This is a genomic window from Winogradskyella arenosi (assembly GCF_003337305.1).
Taxonomy (GTDB): Bacteria; Bacteroidota; Bacteroidia; order Flavobacteriales; family Flavobacteriaceae; genus Winogradskyella; species Winogradskyella arenosi.
Map to the genome: position 1 here is coordinate 834,780 of NZ_QPJO01000001.1, position 19,719 is coordinate 854,498.

Here is a 19,719-nt window from a genome sequence, read left to right on the forward strand (position 1 = left end):
ATTTTTATTTTGGCTTGTCTTGTTATGACTTTTACAAGTTACGCCCAATATAGTAAAACGTCTAAATGGAAAGCTATATTTGCCGTGGGCCTTAATTATGCAACTACGGATGGCTTTGTGGAGGGGTCTTATGCTAAATCTGTAAATTTCCCTACCGTAAATTTAGGGGTGCAACATATGCTTACTAGCCGTTATGGGGTAAAATTAGATTTCGGCTTTAACCGATTTAAAAATGCAAGTGATACTCCAGAATTTAAAATTAACTACTCCCGTATTAATGCCCAATTAGTCTTTGATCCTACGGAGTATTTAGGATTTCTACCACCCCGGATACGTACCGTTCTACACGCTGGTCCAGGAATTAGTTTTGCCAAACCTTTAGGGACTTTAAAGGAAAATAAACAAACTTATGCCAATTTTTTAGGTGGTCTAGAATTGCATTATGCCATAAACGAAAAGGTAGCCGTCTATAGCGATGTGGCTTATATTTATGGCCTAACGTCCTTAGAGGATTACGATCCGGTACTTACGGGGCTTGGGGCTTTTAATGGTAGTGTTTTTAACCTTACCTTTGGCTTGGCTGTTTCTTTGGATGGCTGCCGATACTGTAATTGAAAGCATGATTAAAGAGAAAATTATTTTAGGGATTGATCCCGGAACCACAATTATGGGGTTTGGACTCATTAAAGTGGTAGGTAAGAAGATGGAATTCTTACAGTTAAATGAACTTATGCTGAAGAAGTATGATGATCCCTACATTAAATTAAAACTTATTTTTGAACGTACTGTAGAGCTTATAGATACTTATCATCCTGATGAAATTGCTATTGAAGCGCCGTTTTATGGGAAAAATGTTCAAAGTATGTTGAAATTAGGAAGAGCACAAGGCGTGGCTATGGCGGCCGGCTTGTCTCGCGAAGTATCGATTACGGAATACGCCCCTAAAAAAATTAAAATGGCCATTACCGGAAGCGGAAATGCAAGTAAGGAGCAAGTGGCTAAAATGTTACAAAGCATGTTAGGTCTAAAATCATTACCTAAAAACTTAGATTCTATGGATGGCTTAGCAGCGGCCGTTTGTCATTTTTATAATGAAGGTCGGGTAGAAGTTGGTAAGAGTTATTCGGGTTGGGCTTCTTTTGTAAAACAGAATAGCCCCCAAACGCCTAATGGTGGTAAGAATACTACCATTGTTAACCTCCGTAAGAAGAAAAAATAATACGATTTTGTCCAGCACCAAAAGTTTTAAAAACATAAGTAATAGTTCTTCCTCTGTAAAGAAGAGAGATAACGAGACAGCAGGCATTTACATCCATATTCCATTCTGCAAGCAAGCCTGTCATTATTGTGATTTTCATTTTTCAACGTCAATGAAGAAAAAGGAAGACATCGTGCAAGCTTTAGCTAAAGAATTAGAACTTCGGAAATCAGAATTTGAAAGCGTCACAGTAGGAACCATTTATTTTGGAGGTGGAACGCCTTCGGTTTTAAGTCCTTCTGAAATACAATTTTTGATTGATGCCGTTTACAAGCATTACAAGGTGGTGCCAGATCCTGAAATTACCTTGGAAGCCAATCCAGATGACTTGTCTAAATCGCAAATTTTAGCCTTGGCAAAAAGTAGAATTAATCGCTTGTCTATTGGAATTCAATCCTTTTTTGAAGCCGATTTAAAACTGATGAATCGGGCACATAATGCCCAAGAAGCAAAGGCCTGTCTAGAAGAAGCTACAAAGTATTTTGATAATATTTCCTTAGATTTAATCTATGGTATTCCAGGAGCGACTAATGCCCAATGGCTAGCCAATATAGAAATGGCGTTAAGTTTTGGAATTCCTCATATTTCTAGTTATGCTTTAACCGTAGAACCTAAAACGGCTTTGGCCGCATTTATAAAAAAAGGCGCTATTTCCAATGTAGACGATGATCAGGGATATGAACAATTTCACCTCCTAAAAGACCAATTAGAGGCAGCAGGATTTGTACATTACGAATTGTCTAATTTTGGTAAAGAAGGCTACTTTAGTAAAAATAATACGGCCTATTGGCAGTCTAAATCTTATATTGGTATTGGGCCGTCTGCGCATTCTTTTAATGGCAAACAACGGGGGTGGAATATAAATAACAATTCAAAATACCTCGCCGCTATTGCTGCTAATGAACTTCCAATAGAGCTTGAAACCTTAACGGAAACCGATCAGTATAACGAATATGTGATGACCGGTTTAAGAACCATTTGGGGTGTTTCTATAGCAAAAGTTCAGCGTGATTTCGGAACAGAATTTAAAGACTATCTTCTTAAAAATGCCGAGAGTTTTATTTCGCAAGGTTTATTAGATCTTAAAGACGACCACTTATGCGTCACTAAAAAAGGGCAATTTTTGTGCGATGGTATTGCTTCTGAGCTCTTTAGGTTGAACGCTTAGGAGGATCCTTTAAATTACAATTAAAATAAAGTAGTTTTGTAAGACACATTTTTGAAATTTTATACCAATAGTGACTCAAACATTAATTAAAGTTTAGTGTTCGTAAATTTAGCATCGATGATAACAACCATACAATACAATTCTAGAAAGTTAAAAATAGATTTAAAGCAACCTTTAGATATTTCAATTCCATTAACAGGTAAAGCTAGTAATGTGAATGCTTGGTATATTGGGCCGCCTAAAATTGAACCAGAAACAACAGAAGGAAAACTCATAAGTGTAGCTGATGGTGCGGTGGTTAATTTCAATACCATAACGTTTAATCCGCATGCTCATGGAACGCATACCGAAACCGTTGGGCATATTACAGAGAAAACATATAGCATCAACAAACATTTAAAACAGTTTTTCTTTTTAGCTGAGGTGGTTACGGTAGCTCCAGAAAAATTAGATGACGATTATGTAATTTCTAAAAAGCAATTGCAATTTGCTTTAGGAAATAAAAAGCGAGAAGCCATTGTAATCCGGACGCTGCCTAATACTAAGGAGAAGAAGTCTAGACAATATTCTCATACCAATCCAACGTATTTATTAGAAGATGCGGCCAATTATTTAAAAACAAAAGGCATTAAACATTTGCTTATAGATTTGCCCAGTGTTGATAAAGAGAGTGATGGAGGTGAACTTTTAGCGCATAACGCGTTTTGGAATACAAAAGGGAAATTGCGTTTAGATGCAACCATCACAGAATTTATTTATGTGTCTAATAAAATTGAAGACGGAAAGTACATGCTTAACCTTCAAATTGCTCCTTTTGAAAATGACGCCAGTCCTAGCAAACCAATCTTATACAAAGTTATGGAGTAGTCTTATGTGACCTCTATAAGTAACTTGTGTCCTATAATTAAAGCACTATGGAAACCTTTATTATCATCATTATCAGTATCCTTGTAACGCTAGGATTGGTTACGGTTTATAAAGCGTGGAAAACCCAAAATGAAGCTAATGAACAGTCCATTTTACTTTTAGATAAAATAAAAAGGGTTTGTAAGTTTGTTACTGTTGAAGGGGATTTCGCCGAAATTTACCATTATGAAGATGTAAAGGCTAAGTTTTTAAAACTTATTTCTAGTCGTAAAAAAGCCTTAGTGGTTATTAATGCGAAAGCCTATGTGGGTTTTGATTTAAGTAAAATAAAAATGCAGGCTAATGCGAAGACCAAAACCGTAGTTTTATCGCATTTCCCTGAACCTGAAGTTTTATCTATAGAAAGTAATATTAATTATTACGATAAAAGAGATGGGATGTTCAATCGGTTTGAAGCCGCGGATTTAACGGATCTTCATACCAAAGCTAAAGCTCATATTATAGATAAAGTGCCAGAAAGTGGCCTTTTTAATGTGGCAAAGCAAGAGGCTCTAGAGGCAATACATCTTATTGAGAATTTGGTGGAAACCATTGGTTGGAAGATTGATTATTCCGCTTTAAAGATAGATGGCGAGACCAGTAAAACATTAAAGTAAAATGCTTTGTTATGGATATTGAAGCTTACCGAGCATACTGTTTAACTAAAAAAGAAGTTAGCGAGCATTTTCCGTTTGATAAAGACACGCTTGTGTTTAAAGTGTGTAATAAAATGTTTGCACTAACCTCTTTAAAACAATGGGAAGAAGGAGTGCCTTTTGTAAATTTAAAGTGCGATCCTGCTTACGCACAAGAATTGAGAGCGCAATACCAAAGCATTAAACCAGGCTATCACATGCATAAAAAACTGTGGAATAGTGTGTATCTTCTTAGCGGTGAACTTTCTGTAACCCAGATAAAAGAACTTATAGACCATTCTTATGCCATGGTGGTAAAAGGCTTGCCAAAAAAACTGAGAGATACCCTTTAAGAGTTCCTGTAAATAGCGCTTTTCGGGCTATGTTTTTTGAAGGCTTTAACCTGTATGACTTGTAAGTTTATAGGCGATTTCGGCCATTTAGCTCATTTTTGCATTTCCATTAGTCGACACTTTTCTACCATCCGTCGACACTAAAAGCCAGTCAACCGAATTAAAAAATAGGATTAAATCTATAGTTTTAATTTAGTCTGATATTTAAACCCCCTTTAGGCGATGAAAACCCTTAATATTTTACTTATTGAAGATGATATGATTGAAGTTATGAAACTTAATCGTGCCTCAGCTTCTTTGCAATTAAAACATAATATTACCGAAGCTAATAACGGAGAAGAAGCTTTAAAAATCCTTGAAAATAAAGATAGTTTACCTGATATTATTTTATTAGATTTAAACATGCCAAAAATTAGTGGTATTGAATTTTTAAAAATTTTAAAAGCAGACGAACGTTTAAAATATATTCCTACCATAATATTAACTACCTCTAATAACCAAAGAGATCTATTAGAGTGTTTTAAAATTGGGATTGCAGGTTATGTTTTAAAGCCTTTAAAGTATGAGGATTATGTTTTTAAAATTGATAAAATTCTTTCGTACTGGAGTATCAATGAATTAATCACGGTGTAATGAAAGGTATTGTCTTTACAGAATTTTTAGATCTGGTAGAAGAAAAGTTTGGTTTAGAAATGGTAGATAAAATTATCACTAGTTCAGATTTAGAGTCAGAAGGTGCATACACCTCAGTGGGGACCTATCGCTTTTCAGAAATGTTGCAACTCCTGCAGCACCTTAGTGCAAATACAGGGATTTCTATAGACAACCTTCTTCTGGTTTATGCGGAACATTTTTTCGGTGTTATAGAAGACAGTTATCCGGGTTTGTTAGCGACATATAAAGACCCGATAGAGATGTTATCTTCCATTGAAAATCATATTCATATAGAAGTAAGAAAGATCTATCCTGATGCCGAACTTCCAACTTTTAAGGTGATAGACAAAACAGAAAATTCTCTTGTTATGGATTATAAATCGAGTAGAGCGATGCATCATTTCGGACTGGGTTTAATGAACAAAACGTTTGAGCACTTTAATACAACAGCCACTATTGAATTAGAAAAAATAAAAGAAGATGGCACTGAAGTCCGATTTATTATTACTAAAAATTAATGAGTGAAGCCCAAACAGACATTTTAAAACGCGCCTTAGAGCGTGAAAAAAAAGCGAGAAAAGCTGCTGAAAAAATCCTTGAAGAGAAATCTAGAGAACTCTACGTCACCTCACAACATTTAGAGGAATTATTAGACGAAAAATCCACCCAACTTCAAGGCGTATTTGAAAATATCGTTGATGCCTTTGTCTTAATGGATATTAGCGGTCATATTTTAAAATTTAATGAAGCCGCAACCCGATTGTTCGGTTATGATATTTCAAGCGAAAAAGTGAATGTTATAGACCTGGTGCATAAAGATGATTATCAGTATGCCATGGTTTGTTTTGAAGAGTTAAGGACTAAAGGTTTCTTTAAAAATTACGAAGCCCGTATTTACACTAAAGATAAAGCCGTAAAATGGGTGCATATCAATGCGAGTGTCGTCTACGACAAAAATAAAAAACCAATAGCAGCACAAGGTATTGTTCGCGATATTACCCAAGAAAAATTATTAAAAAGAGAGCTAGAAGAGCAAAAAAACCAATTGAGTATTATTATCAATAATTCTCCTATCGGTATCTCGCTTTCTAAAACAGACCATGTTGGCTTGTTACAAATAAATCAGGCCTTGGTTGATATGTTAGGCTACACCGCAGAAGAACTGAAAACGGTAAAAGCCCAAGATATAACGCACCCCGATGACGAAGCTTTGACGGTTAAACTCAGAGAGCAACTATTTAATGGAGAGATTGATAAGTACAATTTAGAAAAACGATACATTAAAAAAGATGGCGATATCTTTTGGGCAAAAACCAATGTTACAGCGGTTAGAGATGCTGAAGGTGAAATTGAATATCAAGTCGCTACCGTAGAAGACGTTTCTAAAGAACGGGAAGCTAAAGAAAAACTTATTGAATCCGAAAACAGACTGTCCACCCTAGTCTTAAACTTAGATAGTGGTATTCTTTTAGAAGATGAAAATCGTAAAGTTGTGCTTACCAACCATAAATTTTGCGAACTCCTAAATATCGATATTGCCCTTGGCGATTTGTATGGTATGGACTGCTCAGAAGCTGCAGAACAGAATAAAACCTTATTTAAAGATCCGGAGGCGTTTGTGCAACGTATGCATGTTATTGATGAGGCAAAAGAAGCTGTTTTTGGAGATGAATTAGAAATGTTAGATGGTAAAATTCTAGAACGCAACTACCTGCCAATTACCATCGGAGAACAATCTAAAGGTTTCCTTTGGACCTTTACAGATGTAACCTTAAAACGTTCTTATAGCAAGAGTTTAGAAACCCAAAAACAAAAATATTATAGCATTATTGCCAATATGAATTTGGGCTTAGTGGAGGTTGACAATGATAATAAAATTTTAATGGTCAATCAAAGTTTTGTGGAAATGTCTGGGTATTCCGAGTCCGAATTATTAGGGGAAGATGCGAGTGCTTTTTTCAATAGTGAAGAGGCTGTAGATATCATTGCTATAGAAAATGAAAAACGACAACGCGGGCAATCCAACTCCTATGAAGTTAAGGTGAAAACCAAGACCGGAGATGACCGATATTGGCTTATTAGTGGCGCTCCTAATTATGATATTAAAGGGAAAGTTGTTGGCTCTATTGGCGTGCATATTGATATTACAGAACTAAAAACTTTAGAGCTTCAAAAAGAAAAATTACTTCTAAAGTTAGAGCGTAGTAACGACGAATTACAAGAATATGCGCATATCGTTTCGCACGATTTAAAATCGCCATTACGCAGTATTGATGCCTTAGTAAATTGGTTAAAAGAAGATAATAAAGACCAACTCGATGCGGTAAGCCTTAAAAACTTCGAGCTTATAGAAGCAACGCTAGAAAAGATGGAACAGCTAATTTCTGATGTTCTCGATTATTCAAGTGTGGGGACAGAAGCCAATACCAAAGCAGAAGTAGACTTAAGTAAAAAACTTCGCAACATTCTGTCTATGCTCTACATTCCAGAGCATATAAGTATACATACCGTTCACCCATTACCTATTGTGCATGGCGATGCCACAAAACTTCAACAATTATTTCAGAATTTAATAAGTAATGCCATAAAGTTTATAGACAAAGAAGATGGTCGTATTATTATAGATTTCGAAGATTTAAAAAGTCATTATAAATTTTCAATTCAAGATAATGGAATGGGAATAGAAAAACAATACCACGATAAGATTTTTAAAATCTTTCATGCCTTAAATAAGAGTAAAGACTCTACAGGTATTGGGTTGTCTATTGTAAAGAAAATTGTGGATTTACACGAAGGTCAAATTTGGTTAGAAAGCGAGCCTCAGGTGGGGACTACGTTTTACTTCACCCTTAAAAAATAAAAATGAAAACAGTTCAATTAGTTAAACACAGTCAGGAAGACTGGGTTTATGTTGGTAAATCACAGCCTTTAAAAGCCCCTTTAGTTTTAGTTTTTGGTAATCGTTTATTGCTAGAAGATCCCTTAATATACCAAGAGATTAAAGTGCTATTTCCAGATGGGCATCTTGTTTTCGGATCTGCTTGTGCAGAAATTTCACTGCGTACGGTGAATGAAGATAGTATAACGATTACCGCGATTGAATTTGAGAAAAGTAAATTTATGATTAAGACTAGCAACGTCTTAAATACAGATTTAGACAGTTTTAAAACCGGTAAGGATCTCATTAATCAGTTTCCGTCGGAAGGTTTAAAAAATGTGTTTGTGATTTCTGAAGGAAGCTTTGTCAACGGAAGTCAACTTACCAAAGGAATGAGCGAACCCAATGATGACAATTTGTTAATTACCGGAGGATTGTGTGGAGATGACACCCGATTTGAAAAAACACTAGCCTCTTATAATGAAAACCCTAAAGAAGGTGAAATTGTAGCTATCGGATTTTATGGGGAAAGCTTAGAAATATCCTTTTCTATCTATGGCGGATGGACGCCATTTGGGCCAGAACGCACGGTAACAAAATCTGAAGGCAATGTGCTTTATGAATTAGACGGGCAGCTTGCACTAGATTTGTACAAAACCTATTTAGGTGATAAGGCTAAAGATTTGCCAGGAGCGGCCTTGTTATATCCTTTAAATGTAAAATCAGAAGATGAAAACCACGCTATAGTACGTTCTATTTTAAATATCAATGAAGAAGAAAATGCTGTTATTTTAGCCGGAGATATTAAAGAAAATTCTCAAGTACAACTGATGATGACCAATGTAGATCATATTGCAAATGCATCAGAACGGGCAGCGAAACAAGCCTTAGAATTTAGAGAAAACAAACCTGAAGTCGCCTTATTGGTCAGCTGTATTGGTCGTAAACTTGTGTTAGACCAACGCGTAGAAGAAGAGATTGATGAGGTTATTGAAATTTTAGGAGAAGGCACTACGGTAAGTGGGTTTTATAGTTATGGAGAGATCGCTCCTTTTCATGGAGAAACCGCTTGTCAGTTACATAACCAAACCATGACGATAACGCTAATTAGTGAATAATGAATTCGTTACTAAAACGGCAAATACGAAAATATTTAAGTGAAGATTTAAAGGCGCATAAAGATTTAGAAAAATTTCTTTCAGCTGTGGATCGTTCGTATAATAATTTCGATGAGCAATCTACTATGATTCAAAGGGCTATGTCTATTAGTTCCGATGAGCTTTTTGCGGCCAATAAAAAGTTACAAAACGAAGCTAAAGAGCAACAAGAACTTATAGATAAACTTAAAGACGTTATCAATACGCTTAAATTTTATAATCTAAAAGAACGTGAAAAAGCCGATGCAGTGCCGTTAACAGGTTCAGAATTGGTGAGTTTTATAGACCAGCAGACTAAGGAGATTATTGAAATGAACAAGCAAAAAGAATCGCTTTTAGATGAATTGGCCCATCAAAACCAAGAATTAAGTGATTATGCGCATATGGTGTCTCACGATCTAAAATCTCCCTTAAGAAGTATTGATGCTTTAACCGCTTGGTTAAAAGAAGACTATAAAGCTGCCTTTGATGCGCATGGTCAACAAACGTTAGACCTTATTAGAACCAATGTAGAAAAAATGGATACCCTTATTAATGGTATTTTAGAATACTCTACCATTGGTAAAGATCAGATCGAAGTTTATGATGTAGATCTTAATAAACTCGTGGACCATATTTTAAGTAGTATTGAAATTCCAAAACATATTACAGTAATCAGGGCCAAGTTGCCAATTCTTAAAGGTGATAAATACCGTTTGCTACAACTGTTTCAAAATTTAATAGGAAATGCAATTGCCTATAATGATAAAGCCCAGGGGCTTATAGAAGTGGGAGCCATCGAACAAGGTGACTATTGGAAATTTTTTGTAAAAGATAATGGTAAAGGCATTGATAATGTTTATTTTGAAAAAATCTTTAAAACATTTGAAAAACTTGAAAATAACGTAGAATCTACAGGAATAGGACTGTCTATTGTAAAAAAAATTGTAGATTTATACGAGGGTAAAATATGGCTAGAGTCTACTTTAGGTGAAGGGACAACGTTCTATTTTACGTTAAAAAAAGATCGAAATGGAACAGCCTAATTTATCTTATATTCACAGCATGTCTGGCGGAGATAAAGATTTTGAGCAAAAGTTAATTAATATCGTCAATGAAGAATTTCCTCAAGAAAAGGAAATTTATTACGCCAATATTGCGGCTAAAAACTATAAACTTACGGCAGACAACGTCCATAAACTTAAACATAAAATTAGTATTTTAGGCCTTGAAAAGAGTTATGAGACTGCAGTAGCATTCGAAAACAATTTGTTAGAAGGCCGTACTACACTTCAAGAAGAATTCGAATCTATTTTAACGACCATGACCAATTATTTGCAACAGTTATAATTAGGAGGACATGAATTGTATTATTATTGATGATGAAGCTACCGCAAGAGCCATTATAGGCCAACTTTGCGCAAGTGAAGATAGCTTGAACATTTTAGAAGAATTCCCTAATGCTATGCAAGCCATAAAATTTTTAAATCAGCATGATGTTGATTTGATATTTTTAGATATTCATATGCCCGATTTTACAGGTTTCGATTTTATTGAAACCCTAAAAAATCTACCTAAAATTATATTAACGACTTCCGATCCTCAGTTTGCTATTCAAGCTTTTGAATACGATTGTATTGTTGACTATTTGGTGAAGCCTATAACACCAGCACGCTTTAAAAAAGCCATTCAAAAAGTTGCGGCCTCTACGCATAGGCCTACACCTGCTGAAAAGTCGACCTCAGAAAAAGAAGAAAGCACATCTGGCAATGATCTCTATGTGAATATAGACCGACGTTTAATTAAAATAGACATCCCAAGTGTTTATTTAGTAGAAGCGAAAGGCGATTATATTCAAATTAAAACCGAAGATAAAAACTATACGGTGCATTCTACCTTAAAGAAAATCGCTGATAAACTCCCAGACAGTTTATTTCTAAAAGTTCATCGGTCGTATATTATTAATGTCGATAAGATTATTGATATTGAAGATAACAGCGTGCTTATAAAGAAAGATGTTATCCCGGTAAGTCGTTCTAACCGACCAGAACTGATGAAACGTCTTAATTTATTATAAGTACTAATTTATATCCATGCTCATAAAAAAATATAGCCTATCCGGGCTATATTTTTTGCGTTTATCCCAATTAATTTGGGATAGCGCGTTTACCATTCGTCTACACATCTCGGTCATCTAACGGGTCTAGATTAGGGTTTAACGAATTAAAACGAAAACCATCTAGGTCTCCCTTAATTTTGACACCAGTTCATTAGTTCATTAGATTAATAACAAGAATTAAGAGGGTTAATTAATTTTGATTGAGGCAAAAGAGAAATCTTTTGCCTTTTTTTATATGCCTATTTCTTAAGCAAGGTAAATGACGCCCAAAACCATTCATCGATAGTTAAATGCCAACCACCGTGTCTTCATTTGTAACAATCGAAAATTAAAAAATCAGGCGCTTAATTGCTTTAATTTTGTCTCAGAACCTTATAAGAAATAGAAGATGAAAACACTTTACACTTTAAGAAACCAGTTAATCCTTAGTACTATAGCATTGTGGAGTTTTACAGTTCAAGCACAAGATGTTCCTTTTAATTGCGATCATAATGCTTATCTATTTCAACGTAACGATGTGTATGCTATTGATCTTGCTTCAGGTAACGCCTACCAAGTTGCAGAAGATGTAACCCCAGGAAATATTAATGCTACGGCTTACAATCCTGCAGATGGTTTTATTTGGGGGTCTTTAAGTTCGCCATCAAAAACCATTGTAAGAATAGGTGAAAATTTCAATACGACTTCTTATTATATTAGTGAGCTGCCTAATAACAACCGTTATGTGGGGGATATCAGTTCAGAAGGAATGTATTATTTAAAAGCCGGTGGAAGCACTTACTATAAGATTGATTTAAATCCGGAATCTGAGAATTACACGCAGTATCAGGCTACGGAAAGCTTATCTCAAAGTCTTAATATTCACGATTGGGCGTTTAACGCTGTAGATGGGCAACTTTACGCGGTAGAAAAGACCAGTAATATTCTATACCGTATTAATCCTGAAACGAGTGTGGTAACCCCTCTAGGAGTTGTGCCAATTTTATCGGGATTAAACTATACCTACGGAGCGGTTTATTTCGATAATGAAGGTCGTTTTTATATCTCGGCAAACCAAACCGGAACCATTTATGTTATCCAAGCGGTACAAGATTTAAACGGTTTAAATATTATAGAGGCTAATTTATTTGCCTTCGGACCTTCTAGTTCTAGTAATGATGGGGCACGTTGTCCTACGGCTCCTGTAATGCAAGAGATTTGTGATAACGGTATTGATGATGATGGGGACGGGCTTATTGATTGTGAAGATCCTTCATGTTCTGGATTCGGATTGTGTGATGTGATACAGCCACCAACATCAAGTTCTAATGATGGAGGATTAGAAAGTAATAGTCGTCTTTCAGAACAAATTAATGCACGTAACTTCAAAAGAGCAAAAACCGGATACAAATTTGATGCCGCTACAGCACCTATTGTAGAAAGAAGATTAACCTATGCCAACCGAAATGCGAATTCTAGTTTTGTACTACAAGACTTTGTGCCCCTAACAAGTATCAATGAAGATGAAGCGGTTGAAGCGACACCATCAGATTTAATAGGAATCACTAATGCGACCGAAATCTATGCGGTTGATTATATGAAGAATGATATTGCAGTGGCGTCTGTACTGGCTTTAAAAACAGAAAATGGCGTTTATGAGCATACTAAATATATCTGTGATCGTTTATTAGGAGCTGAACTTATCTCTGTCTCTACAATTGATATTAACGAACAACAATTTATAAAATCCATTATTAAAAATGAAGATGGTACCTATGAATTTGTCTTAAGCTTATCGGCTAAAGTAGTAAATAATGAAGCTGAATTTGCCATAGAAAGCCACTGGAATCTTGATGAATACGAAGCAAATGTTACTTTCTATAACTTCCAGATTTGGTCTAATACTGTTGACGATTTGTACACCCTAGGACAAGAGGTTTTGGATTTGTTAGCGGTTCAGAAACCCATTTCTAGCTATAACAATTCTACACCTCCAACGGTATTTGTAAGAAAGGGAAGTTATACCAATGGCGGATTAGATCTTCAAATTATTAATACCAATGGGACGCAAAATGTGACTTTAGATGCGGGTTATAGAGCGACAGAAACAGAAGACTTTGGAAACCTAAATTCTACCATAGCATTAAGCGGGAATTATATCACCAATGTGAGAGTAGATACTGGGAATCTTTTCGATATCGGATTTAGAATTGGCGATGGCCTAGCCACTCCAGATGATTTATTTATGTCTGACGGCCCTTGGGGTGTAGATGCTTCACAAGATGGAACTACAGTAAGCCTTTACGATGTTACCACTAATGATTTTGATTTTGAAACTTCTGATTATCCGGTAGAAAGAAATGTAACTTTAAATGCAACAACCAACAGTTATGTTGCCGCTTACAGAGCCCTAACACCACGTTTTAAAGCTGTAGATGTGTCTGACTTTAATAGCTTTAAATTAAGCGCGAAAGGCACAGGGAATTTAGAAATAACATTTGTAAAAGAAAGTGTAATTGAGTGGGAAGACCAGTTTAAAACCACGATTAGCTTAACGGATGCGCTTCAAGATTTTACGATCTCCATAGCCGATTTAGAGAATAGCACTTTTACACCTGTAGATTTAAACGATGTGGTTACCATAGTCTTTACCATGGTGGCAGAGAACGGAACAGCGACATCAAAAGAAATGGTGTTAAACAACCTAAGATTTTCACAGACAGAAACCCTATCCCTAACCGATATTACCCCAAACCCGACGACCCTAAAACCCTACCCAAATCCCATGACCACGCACACGTCTATTAATTTTACAGCTAATTATAGCGAAAAAGTTCAGTTTGTAATTTATGATCAAACCGGAAAGGTTGTTTACACAGCTTATCACGATGTAGTTTCAGGAGCAAACACGATAAAAGTGAATAGAGAGAATTTAAGTTCAGGCTTGTATTTATGCAAGATTGTAAGTCAACAATTCGATTTTAAAACTTTTAAGTTAATGGTTAAATAACCCCTGCGTTATGTACCCCGGCATTAGGCAAAAGCGAGAGCTTTTGCCTTTTGTGTTTTATAGCGGTTTGGGTTTAAGCCTTAACGCAGAACCTAAGCGTTTTTCTTTAGTGTAGTTTTCTTTAAGAAGTTGAAAATTATAGATATCCTCTAGGGCTTACAAGATCCTTATGTGATTTCTTTATCTAGAAATCACATAAAGCGGTTTAGAGACAATTTGGTTGTGTTTTGAGGGCTCTAATCCAGAATTGGTCACTTTAAGAGTAAAAATAAAGTCGAAAAAAAAAGGCGTTCTGAACAACTCGACTGATTTGAGATAGGTGTTAGGTTACACTTAAGAATTAACCAAAGTAAGCCTAATACGATACGTAAACCCGTTATGATTTAGATGAAGACAAAACGTTATAGCCATATAGATTATAAACCTTTTATGTTGAACGTGTACAGCTGCAGACGATGCTCATTAGGAGTGTTTAAAGGTTGAGAAGGGATGTAAACACTATAAATGTTATCCCTATTGAAACCCTTAGAGCGTTATGGAATGAGTTTCTGACGGAAATTTTAAGCTTTTAACTTCTCTACATATTGGTTGATCATTAAAGCACTTTGGTTTCTGAAGGACTTAGAGTACTACAATGTCCTGATCACTTAGAGCTAAAACAGCGTATCGTTTGTTATGGCTTAAGCTAAAGTGACGTTTAGGGTAAATATGAAGCAAGCCGTTTTCTACAAAATAAAAACGGGAAGCTATAATTAGCTTCCCGTAAGGGTGAGGTAAAGTTTTAAAATTATTTGAACTCGGTGTTAGTCTCTTTGAAACAGTTTCTTCTTTAAAAACATCCATTTAAAACGTAATCCTATTTCTGTAAAGGTAAATCCAGCTGCTGTTGCAGAGGCAATATTACTACGGGTCCCATAAACATTTAGTAAACTACGTTCTGAAAATCGATATCCAAATGCACCTTGTAATCGGTAGGTGCTCTGCTTGGGGTCGTCTTCAATAAATTGATAACCAAAAGCTGCGGTGGCATTGTAAAACCAGGTTTTAGGTTTTGCTGCTGCTTCATCTTTAATGATATTAACAAAAAGTTCAACTGCATTAAATTTTTCAGGACTAAAATAGATGCTAGGCACTTGGTCTTCAAAAGTAATGTGTTGGTAATTTATACCCGCTTTTAATGAAGGTTTTGGAAGCAAATTATAGTATAATGAGGTGAATAGAAGTTGTCTGCTGTTCCCATCATTTTGTGAGGTATACATTAACTGGGTAAACCATCCTAAGTTAAAATTAGTAGCCAAATTATAATTCGCATAATAATTATTCTGTACAATCTCTCGGTCTAGCAAATCGGCATTAAAACTTTCAATCTGTCTTTTGTAACCCACTTCTAATGACTGTAATTTAAAAGATTTAATTCCGAAGGAAATATCAGTTAAGAGTTGTGTATAATTAGCAGATTCAGCTTTGGCAGAAGAGAGTCCTGCGGTTCCTTTAAAAGTGATACTCGGAATCAGTTTATAAGAAACTCCTAAAGAAAGATTGTTAGATGTTGCCGAGTTGTCGGTCACCGTATTTTTTGTGGTTCGGTAGTTGTAGTTTCCTAATAAGGCTAATTTTGTAGAGAGCGGAACATTAACACTCTGATCAAATGAGAAGGCTTGGTTATCTCCATTATCAAAGGTATGAGCCACTTTAGATTCTAGGGTAGGCGTAAAGCTCTGGTCTAATTGTTTAATAAAGTTCACCGCATCTTTTTGTTCGTCGTAAAAGGTTAAGGTATTTTCTGCAGCGGTATAGGCGCCCTCGGTTTGGCCCAAAGCTTTTAAGGCATTCGCTTTCCCGAGATTCCCATCAAAAGAAGTGCTGTCGTTTACTAAGATTTGGTTGTAATCGTTTAAGCTTGCTTTAAAATTACTTTTATAGATATTAAGTGTGGCACGCAACGCGAGCACCCAGTTTTGCTTTGGATGTTTTGTTATTAAGCTATCGATTAAGCTTTTGGCAGCAGTGAATTTTTTATTCCAAATTAAGGCTTGTGCATAACGTTCTGTAGTTTGTTGCACAACGATAGGTGTCGCGGTTGAGGATAAACTGCTGTAGGCTGTTGTGCTCAGTTCTAAAGCCTTATTTTCTTTTCCGTTTAGGTGCGCCACTAATGCCACGCCGTTTAAAGCTATGGTATTATGATCGGGCTGTTGTGCCAGTTTATGGTATGTAGATTCAGCTCGGTCTAGCTGGTTCCAGATAAGGTAAAGGTTGGCTAAATTTAATAAGCTGTCTTTATCATCTTCAAACAGTTCTAAGTTTGTAAGCAGTAAGGCTTCCGCTTTTTCGTACTGTTGTGCTTGCTGGTTTTGGTAGGCATAGCCCAAGTAAATATATTTTTTAGAGGTTAGAGCGTTAGGGTTACCAGGTGAAACCTCTAAGGCTTTGTTTACCATTTCTAAAGCCTCTTCATAGGTTTTTAAATTAGACAGTGTATTGGCAAACCCCAATAAAGCGGCAAAACTTTTTGGCTCTTCTTTGACTAAACCTTTATAGTAGGTTTTGGCTTCGCTAAAGTTGTTATTCCATAATAGGGATTCGGCATAATTTAATTTTACTTCAAAATCATTAGGGTAATCGGCAAGTAAGTTTGTAAATAAGGTATTTGCGGCTTCAGAATTTCCATTAAGGCCAATAGCTCTACCATAACACAGGCGTGCTGTTTTGTTGGTCGGATGCTCTTTTAAGACCTCTTGAAAAAAGCCCTCTGCTTTAGCATATTTACCGGTTTCTAAGTAGGTAAATCCTTCTTGCATATTTTGTGCTGAAATACCAAAAACAAGACATAAGAATGCTAAAGTAATCCGTGATTTTAAAGTCATAATATTCGTATTATTTTCTATTTGCAAGTTACGGCACATAAGTCCTCCATTCATCTACAGCAAGCAGTCATCCGTCGAAATATAGCTAACATACACGGAATTACATAAGATATTTGTGTCAGATTTAAACGAATACCTATACAAATGATGCAATTATTAGCGGTCTTAAAATCGAGAAAGGTAACACCAGAGCAGTTGTTTATGTTAAGTGTATTAACAGTAAATGGTGGCAACTATTTATACAACCTTATCTTAGGACGTGTCTTAGGACCGGCAGAATTTGCAGATGCTGCGGTTCTTATAACACTACTGTTAGTCCTGTCGTTTGTGGCGATGACCTTTCAGTTGGTTACGGCCAAATTCTCTGTACTTTTTGAGCATACTTTGTTTAAAACCTTTATTTCTAAAATTTATAAACAGGCTTTTGTAATAGGGCTTGTTTTAGGCGTTTTAATCATTGTGTTTGCTCCTCAATTAAAAGTTGTTTTTAACACCTCATCCTCTTCAATGTTTGTCATTTTTGGTTGTGGTGTACCGCTTTATTTTTTAATGAGTGTAAACAGAGGGGCTTTTCAAGGAAAAAAAGCTTATAAATTTTTATCGATAACCTATCAGGGCGAAATGCTGAGCCGGTTGCTCATTACCTTAGGCCTTATCTTTTTATTTAATCTTCAATCTTCTGCAATCATTGCTACAGGTATTGCGTTGTCCTTCATTTTTGGAATGTTTCCATTTAAAACGGACCATATCAGCTTTAAAGCGTCTCATGAATTAGCCTCAATTGACAAGAAACACATAAAGAATTTCTTTTTGTTAACAGCATTCTACGAACTCACACAAATTATCATTAACAATAGTGATATCTTACTCGTTAAACATTATTTTGAGTCTTATGAAGCGGGGTTATATGCCTCTTTGGCCTTAATAGGTCGGATTGTATATTTCCTAGCTTGGATGTTTGTAATGTTATTATTGCCCTCTGTGGTCGCCTTAAAAAAGGAAGGCAAAGAAACGGCTTCAGTGCTGTTTAAGTATGTGGGCTACATTGCAGGCATTTCCATTGTGATTGTGTTAACCTGTTTATCGTTTCCAGAGTTGATCATTAAAATCCTTTTTGGAGAACAGTATATTGCCATGGCACCCTTGTTATGGAAATACGCCATTGCCACTTCTATGTTTGCGATTTCTAACATCTTCGCTTACTATTACCTCTCTTTAGATAAGTATGTTCCGGTGGTAATCTCTGGGGTCTTCGGAATGTTGCAAATGGGACTGGTGATCTTTTTTCACGATAGTTTAGAGCAAGTGGTACACATGCAAATTGTGGCGATGACCTTGCTGTTAATCATACAGTTAGTCTTTTTTAGAATTGAGATAGCAACACATAAAAAAGCTTTATCTAAAGAATAATTCCATTCGTCTACAGTAAAGGTTGTTCCAACGAAAGTGTTGATTTTTAGAGGAAGAAAATCTGAAATTAGCACTATAATTAATTAAGACATTTAAAATACAGCAATTATGAAACTAGCAATAGTAACCGCATATCCACCAAGTAAAGTCACCTTAAACGAGTATGCTTATCATTTAGTGAAGCACTTTAGACAAAAGGAAGCGATTTCAGAATTAATTCTATTAACGGATAAAACTGAAGGTGCTAAAGACATTATGTTTAGTGAAGACGGCTGTAAGATTACGGTAAAAGAATGCTGGTCTTTTAATAATTATAAAAATATAATTTCAGTTACCAAAGCCATAAACGCTACAGCTCCTGATGCAGTATTGTTCAATTTACAGTTTATGAAGTTTGGAGATAAAAAAGTCGCTGCAGCTCTAGGCTTAATGTTGCCTTTAGTGTGTAAGTTAAAAAAGATACCAAATATTGTGTTATTGCATAATATTCTTGAAGAAGTCGATTTAGGAAGTGCTGGTTTTACATCGAATAAACTGTTGCAAAAGCTATACGGTTTTATAGGAACAAGCTTAACAAAATTGATTTTGAAAGCGGATACGGTAGCTGTAACTATGCAGAAATACGTGAATACTTTAGAAGTAAAATACTTAGCTCCTAATGTTAAATTAATCCCACACGGAACCTTTGAAATTGCAGAAAAACCAAATTATAATCTACCAAAAGGGCCTATGCAAATTATGACCTTTGGGAAATTTGGAACCTATAAAAAGGTCGAAGGTATGATTGAAGCTGTAGAAATGGTGAGAGCTAAAACGGGCATGGATTTAGAGGTGGTGATTGCTGGTACGGATAACCCTAATGTTCCTGGATATTTGGCTAAGGTGCAAGCTGATTATAAACATGTTCCTCAAGTACGATTTACGGGTTATGTTGAAGAAAGTGAAGTGCCAACCTTGTTTAATGAAAGTGCTGTGGTCGTTTTTCCTTACACCTCAACTACAGGAAGTTCAGGGGTTTTACACCAAGCAGGAAGTTACGGGAAAGCGGTAGTTATGCCAGATTTAGGGGATTTAGCCTTATTGGTACAAGATGAAGGGTACAGAGGTGAGTTCTTTAACCCAACAAGTGTAGAGAGTTTAGCCGCTGCTATAGAAAACATAGTTACGGATAACGCTTATAGAGTTAAACTTTCTAGAATTAATTATGAGGCTGCTACAGCACACCCAATGTCTAAAATAACCGATATGTATTTAGAAACGTTTACTGAGATTATAAAGAAGAGAAAAGGCGCTACGGCCATGGTTTTAAACTCTTGTAATAAATAAAAACCTATAAGCTCAGAATA

17 protein-coding genes are annotated in these 19,719 nt (G+C 35.8%); 16 read left to right on the plus strand and 1 reads right to left on the minus strand.

The window, feature by feature from the left end:
* The first annotated feature begins 24 nt into the window (after positions 1-24).
* The 14 genes from DFQ08_RS03545 (at position 25) to DFQ08_RS03610 (ending at position 14,096) form a co-directional block, all read left to right on the plus strand.
* On the plus strand, positions 25-615 hold the full coding sequence (locus DFQ08_RS03545) for a cell envelope biogenesis protein OmpA (protein WP_245935358.1): 591 nt from the start codon (positions 25-27) through the stop codon (positions 613-615).
* 4 nt (positions 616-619) lie between these two features.
* Positions 620-1,219 carry a crossover junction endodeoxyribonuclease RuvC gene (ruvC, locus tag DFQ08_RS03550; protein WP_245935370.1) on the plus strand — a complete coding sequence of 200 codons (600 nt, stop codon included), beginning with the start codon at positions 620-622 and terminating at the stop codon, positions 1,217-1,219.
* Positions 1,220-1,253: 34 nt separating this feature from the next.
* Positions 1,254-2,426 (plus strand): radical SAM family heme chaperone HemW, encoded by a 1,173-nt coding sequence (gene hemW / locus DFQ08_RS03555; protein ID WP_245935371.1) that lies wholly within the window; start codon positions 1,254-1,256, stop codon positions 2,424-2,426.
* Between the two features lie 117 nt (positions 2,427-2,543).
* Positions 2,544-3,293, plus strand: coding sequence for a cyclase family protein (locus tag DFQ08_RS03560; RefSeq protein WP_114308407.1), 750 nt, complete (start codon positions 2,544-2,546; stop codon positions 3,291-3,293).
* 47 nt (positions 3,294-3,340) lie between these two features.
* A complete protein-coding gene (locus tag DFQ08_RS03565; protein WP_114308408.1) occupies positions 3,341-3,949 on the plus strand; it encodes a DUF4230 domain-containing protein in 609 nt (202 codons plus the stop codon).
* A gap of 11 nt (positions 3,950-3,960) precedes the next feature.
* Complete coding sequence (locus tag DFQ08_RS03570) at positions 3,961-4,320, plus strand: MmcQ/YjbR family DNA-binding protein (protein WP_114308409.1); 360 nt, start codon at positions 3,961-3,963, stop codon at positions 4,318-4,320.
* 222 nt (positions 4,321-4,542) lie between these two features.
* Positions 4,543-4,953, plus strand: coding sequence for a response regulator (locus tag DFQ08_RS03575; RefSeq protein ID WP_114308410.1), 411 nt, complete (start codon positions 4,543-4,545; stop codon positions 4,951-4,953).
* Positions 4,953-5,492: a heme NO-binding domain-containing protein gene (locus tag DFQ08_RS03580; protein ID WP_114308411.1), complete on the plus strand. Its 540-nt coding sequence runs from the start codon at positions 4,953-4,955 to the stop codon at positions 5,490-5,492. The genes DFQ08_RS03575 and DFQ08_RS03580 overlap by 1 nt, the downstream gene beginning before the upstream one ends.
* Entirely contained in the window at positions 5,492-7,834 is a 2,343-nt protein-coding gene (locus DFQ08_RS03585) for a PAS domain-containing sensor histidine kinase (RefSeq protein ID WP_114308412.1), read from the plus strand. Before DFQ08_RS03580 ends, DFQ08_RS03585 begins: the two co-directional genes overlap by 1 nt.
* 2 nt (positions 7,835-7,836) lie before the next feature.
* The gene (locus DFQ08_RS03590) at positions 7,837-8,970 is read left to right on the plus strand and encodes an FIST signal transduction protein (RefSeq protein ID WP_114308413.1); all 1,134 of its coding nucleotides are present in this window, start codon (positions 7,837-7,839) and stop codon (positions 8,968-8,970) included.
* Entirely contained in the window at positions 8,970-10,034 is a 1,065-nt protein-coding gene (locus DFQ08_RS03595) for a sensor histidine kinase (RefSeq protein WP_114308414.1), read from the plus strand. The genes DFQ08_RS03590 and DFQ08_RS03595 overlap by 1 nt, the downstream gene beginning before the upstream one ends.
* Positions 10,021-10,338, plus strand: coding sequence for an Hpt domain-containing protein (locus DFQ08_RS03600; RefSeq protein WP_114308415.1), 318 nt, complete (start codon positions 10,021-10,023; stop codon positions 10,336-10,338). Before DFQ08_RS03595 ends, DFQ08_RS03600 begins: the two co-directional genes overlap by 14 nt.
* 10 nt (positions 10,339-10,348) lie before the next feature.
* Positions 10,349-11,065 carry a LytR/AlgR family response regulator transcription factor gene (locus DFQ08_RS03605; protein WP_114308416.1) on the plus strand — a complete coding sequence of 239 codons (717 nt, stop codon included), beginning with the start codon at positions 10,349-10,351 and terminating at the stop codon, positions 11,063-11,065.
* A gap of 430 nt (positions 11,066-11,495) precedes the next feature.
* On the plus strand, positions 11,496-14,096 hold the full coding sequence (locus DFQ08_RS03610; RefSeq protein WP_114308417.1) for a DUF6923 family protein: 2,601 nt from the start codon (positions 11,496-11,498) through the stop codon (positions 14,094-14,096).
* Positions 14,097-14,899: 803 nt separating this feature from the next.
* On the opposite strand, the gene DFQ08_RS03620 is transcribed toward DFQ08_RS03610, so the two are convergent.
* Complete coding sequence (locus DFQ08_RS03620; protein ID WP_114308668.1) at positions 14,900-16,963, minus strand: tetratricopeptide repeat protein; 2,064 nt, start codon at positions 16,961-16,963, stop codon at positions 14,900-14,902.
* A 147-nt stretch (positions 16,964-17,110) separates the two neighbouring features.
* On the opposite strand from DFQ08_RS03620, the gene DFQ08_RS03625 reads away from it, so the two are divergent.
* Both DFQ08_RS03625 and DFQ08_RS03630 read left to right on the plus strand, forming a co-directional pair.
* Entirely contained in the window at positions 17,111-18,373 is a 1,263-nt protein-coding gene (locus tag DFQ08_RS03625) for an oligosaccharide flippase family protein (RefSeq protein ID WP_114308419.1), read from the plus strand.
* Positions 18,374-18,481: 108 nt separating this feature from the next.
* Complete coding sequence (locus DFQ08_RS03630) at positions 18,482-19,699, plus strand: glycosyltransferase (protein WP_114308420.1); 1,218 nt, start codon at positions 18,482-18,484, stop codon at positions 19,697-19,699.
* The last annotated feature ends 20 nt before the right edge of the window (positions 19,700-19,719 follow it).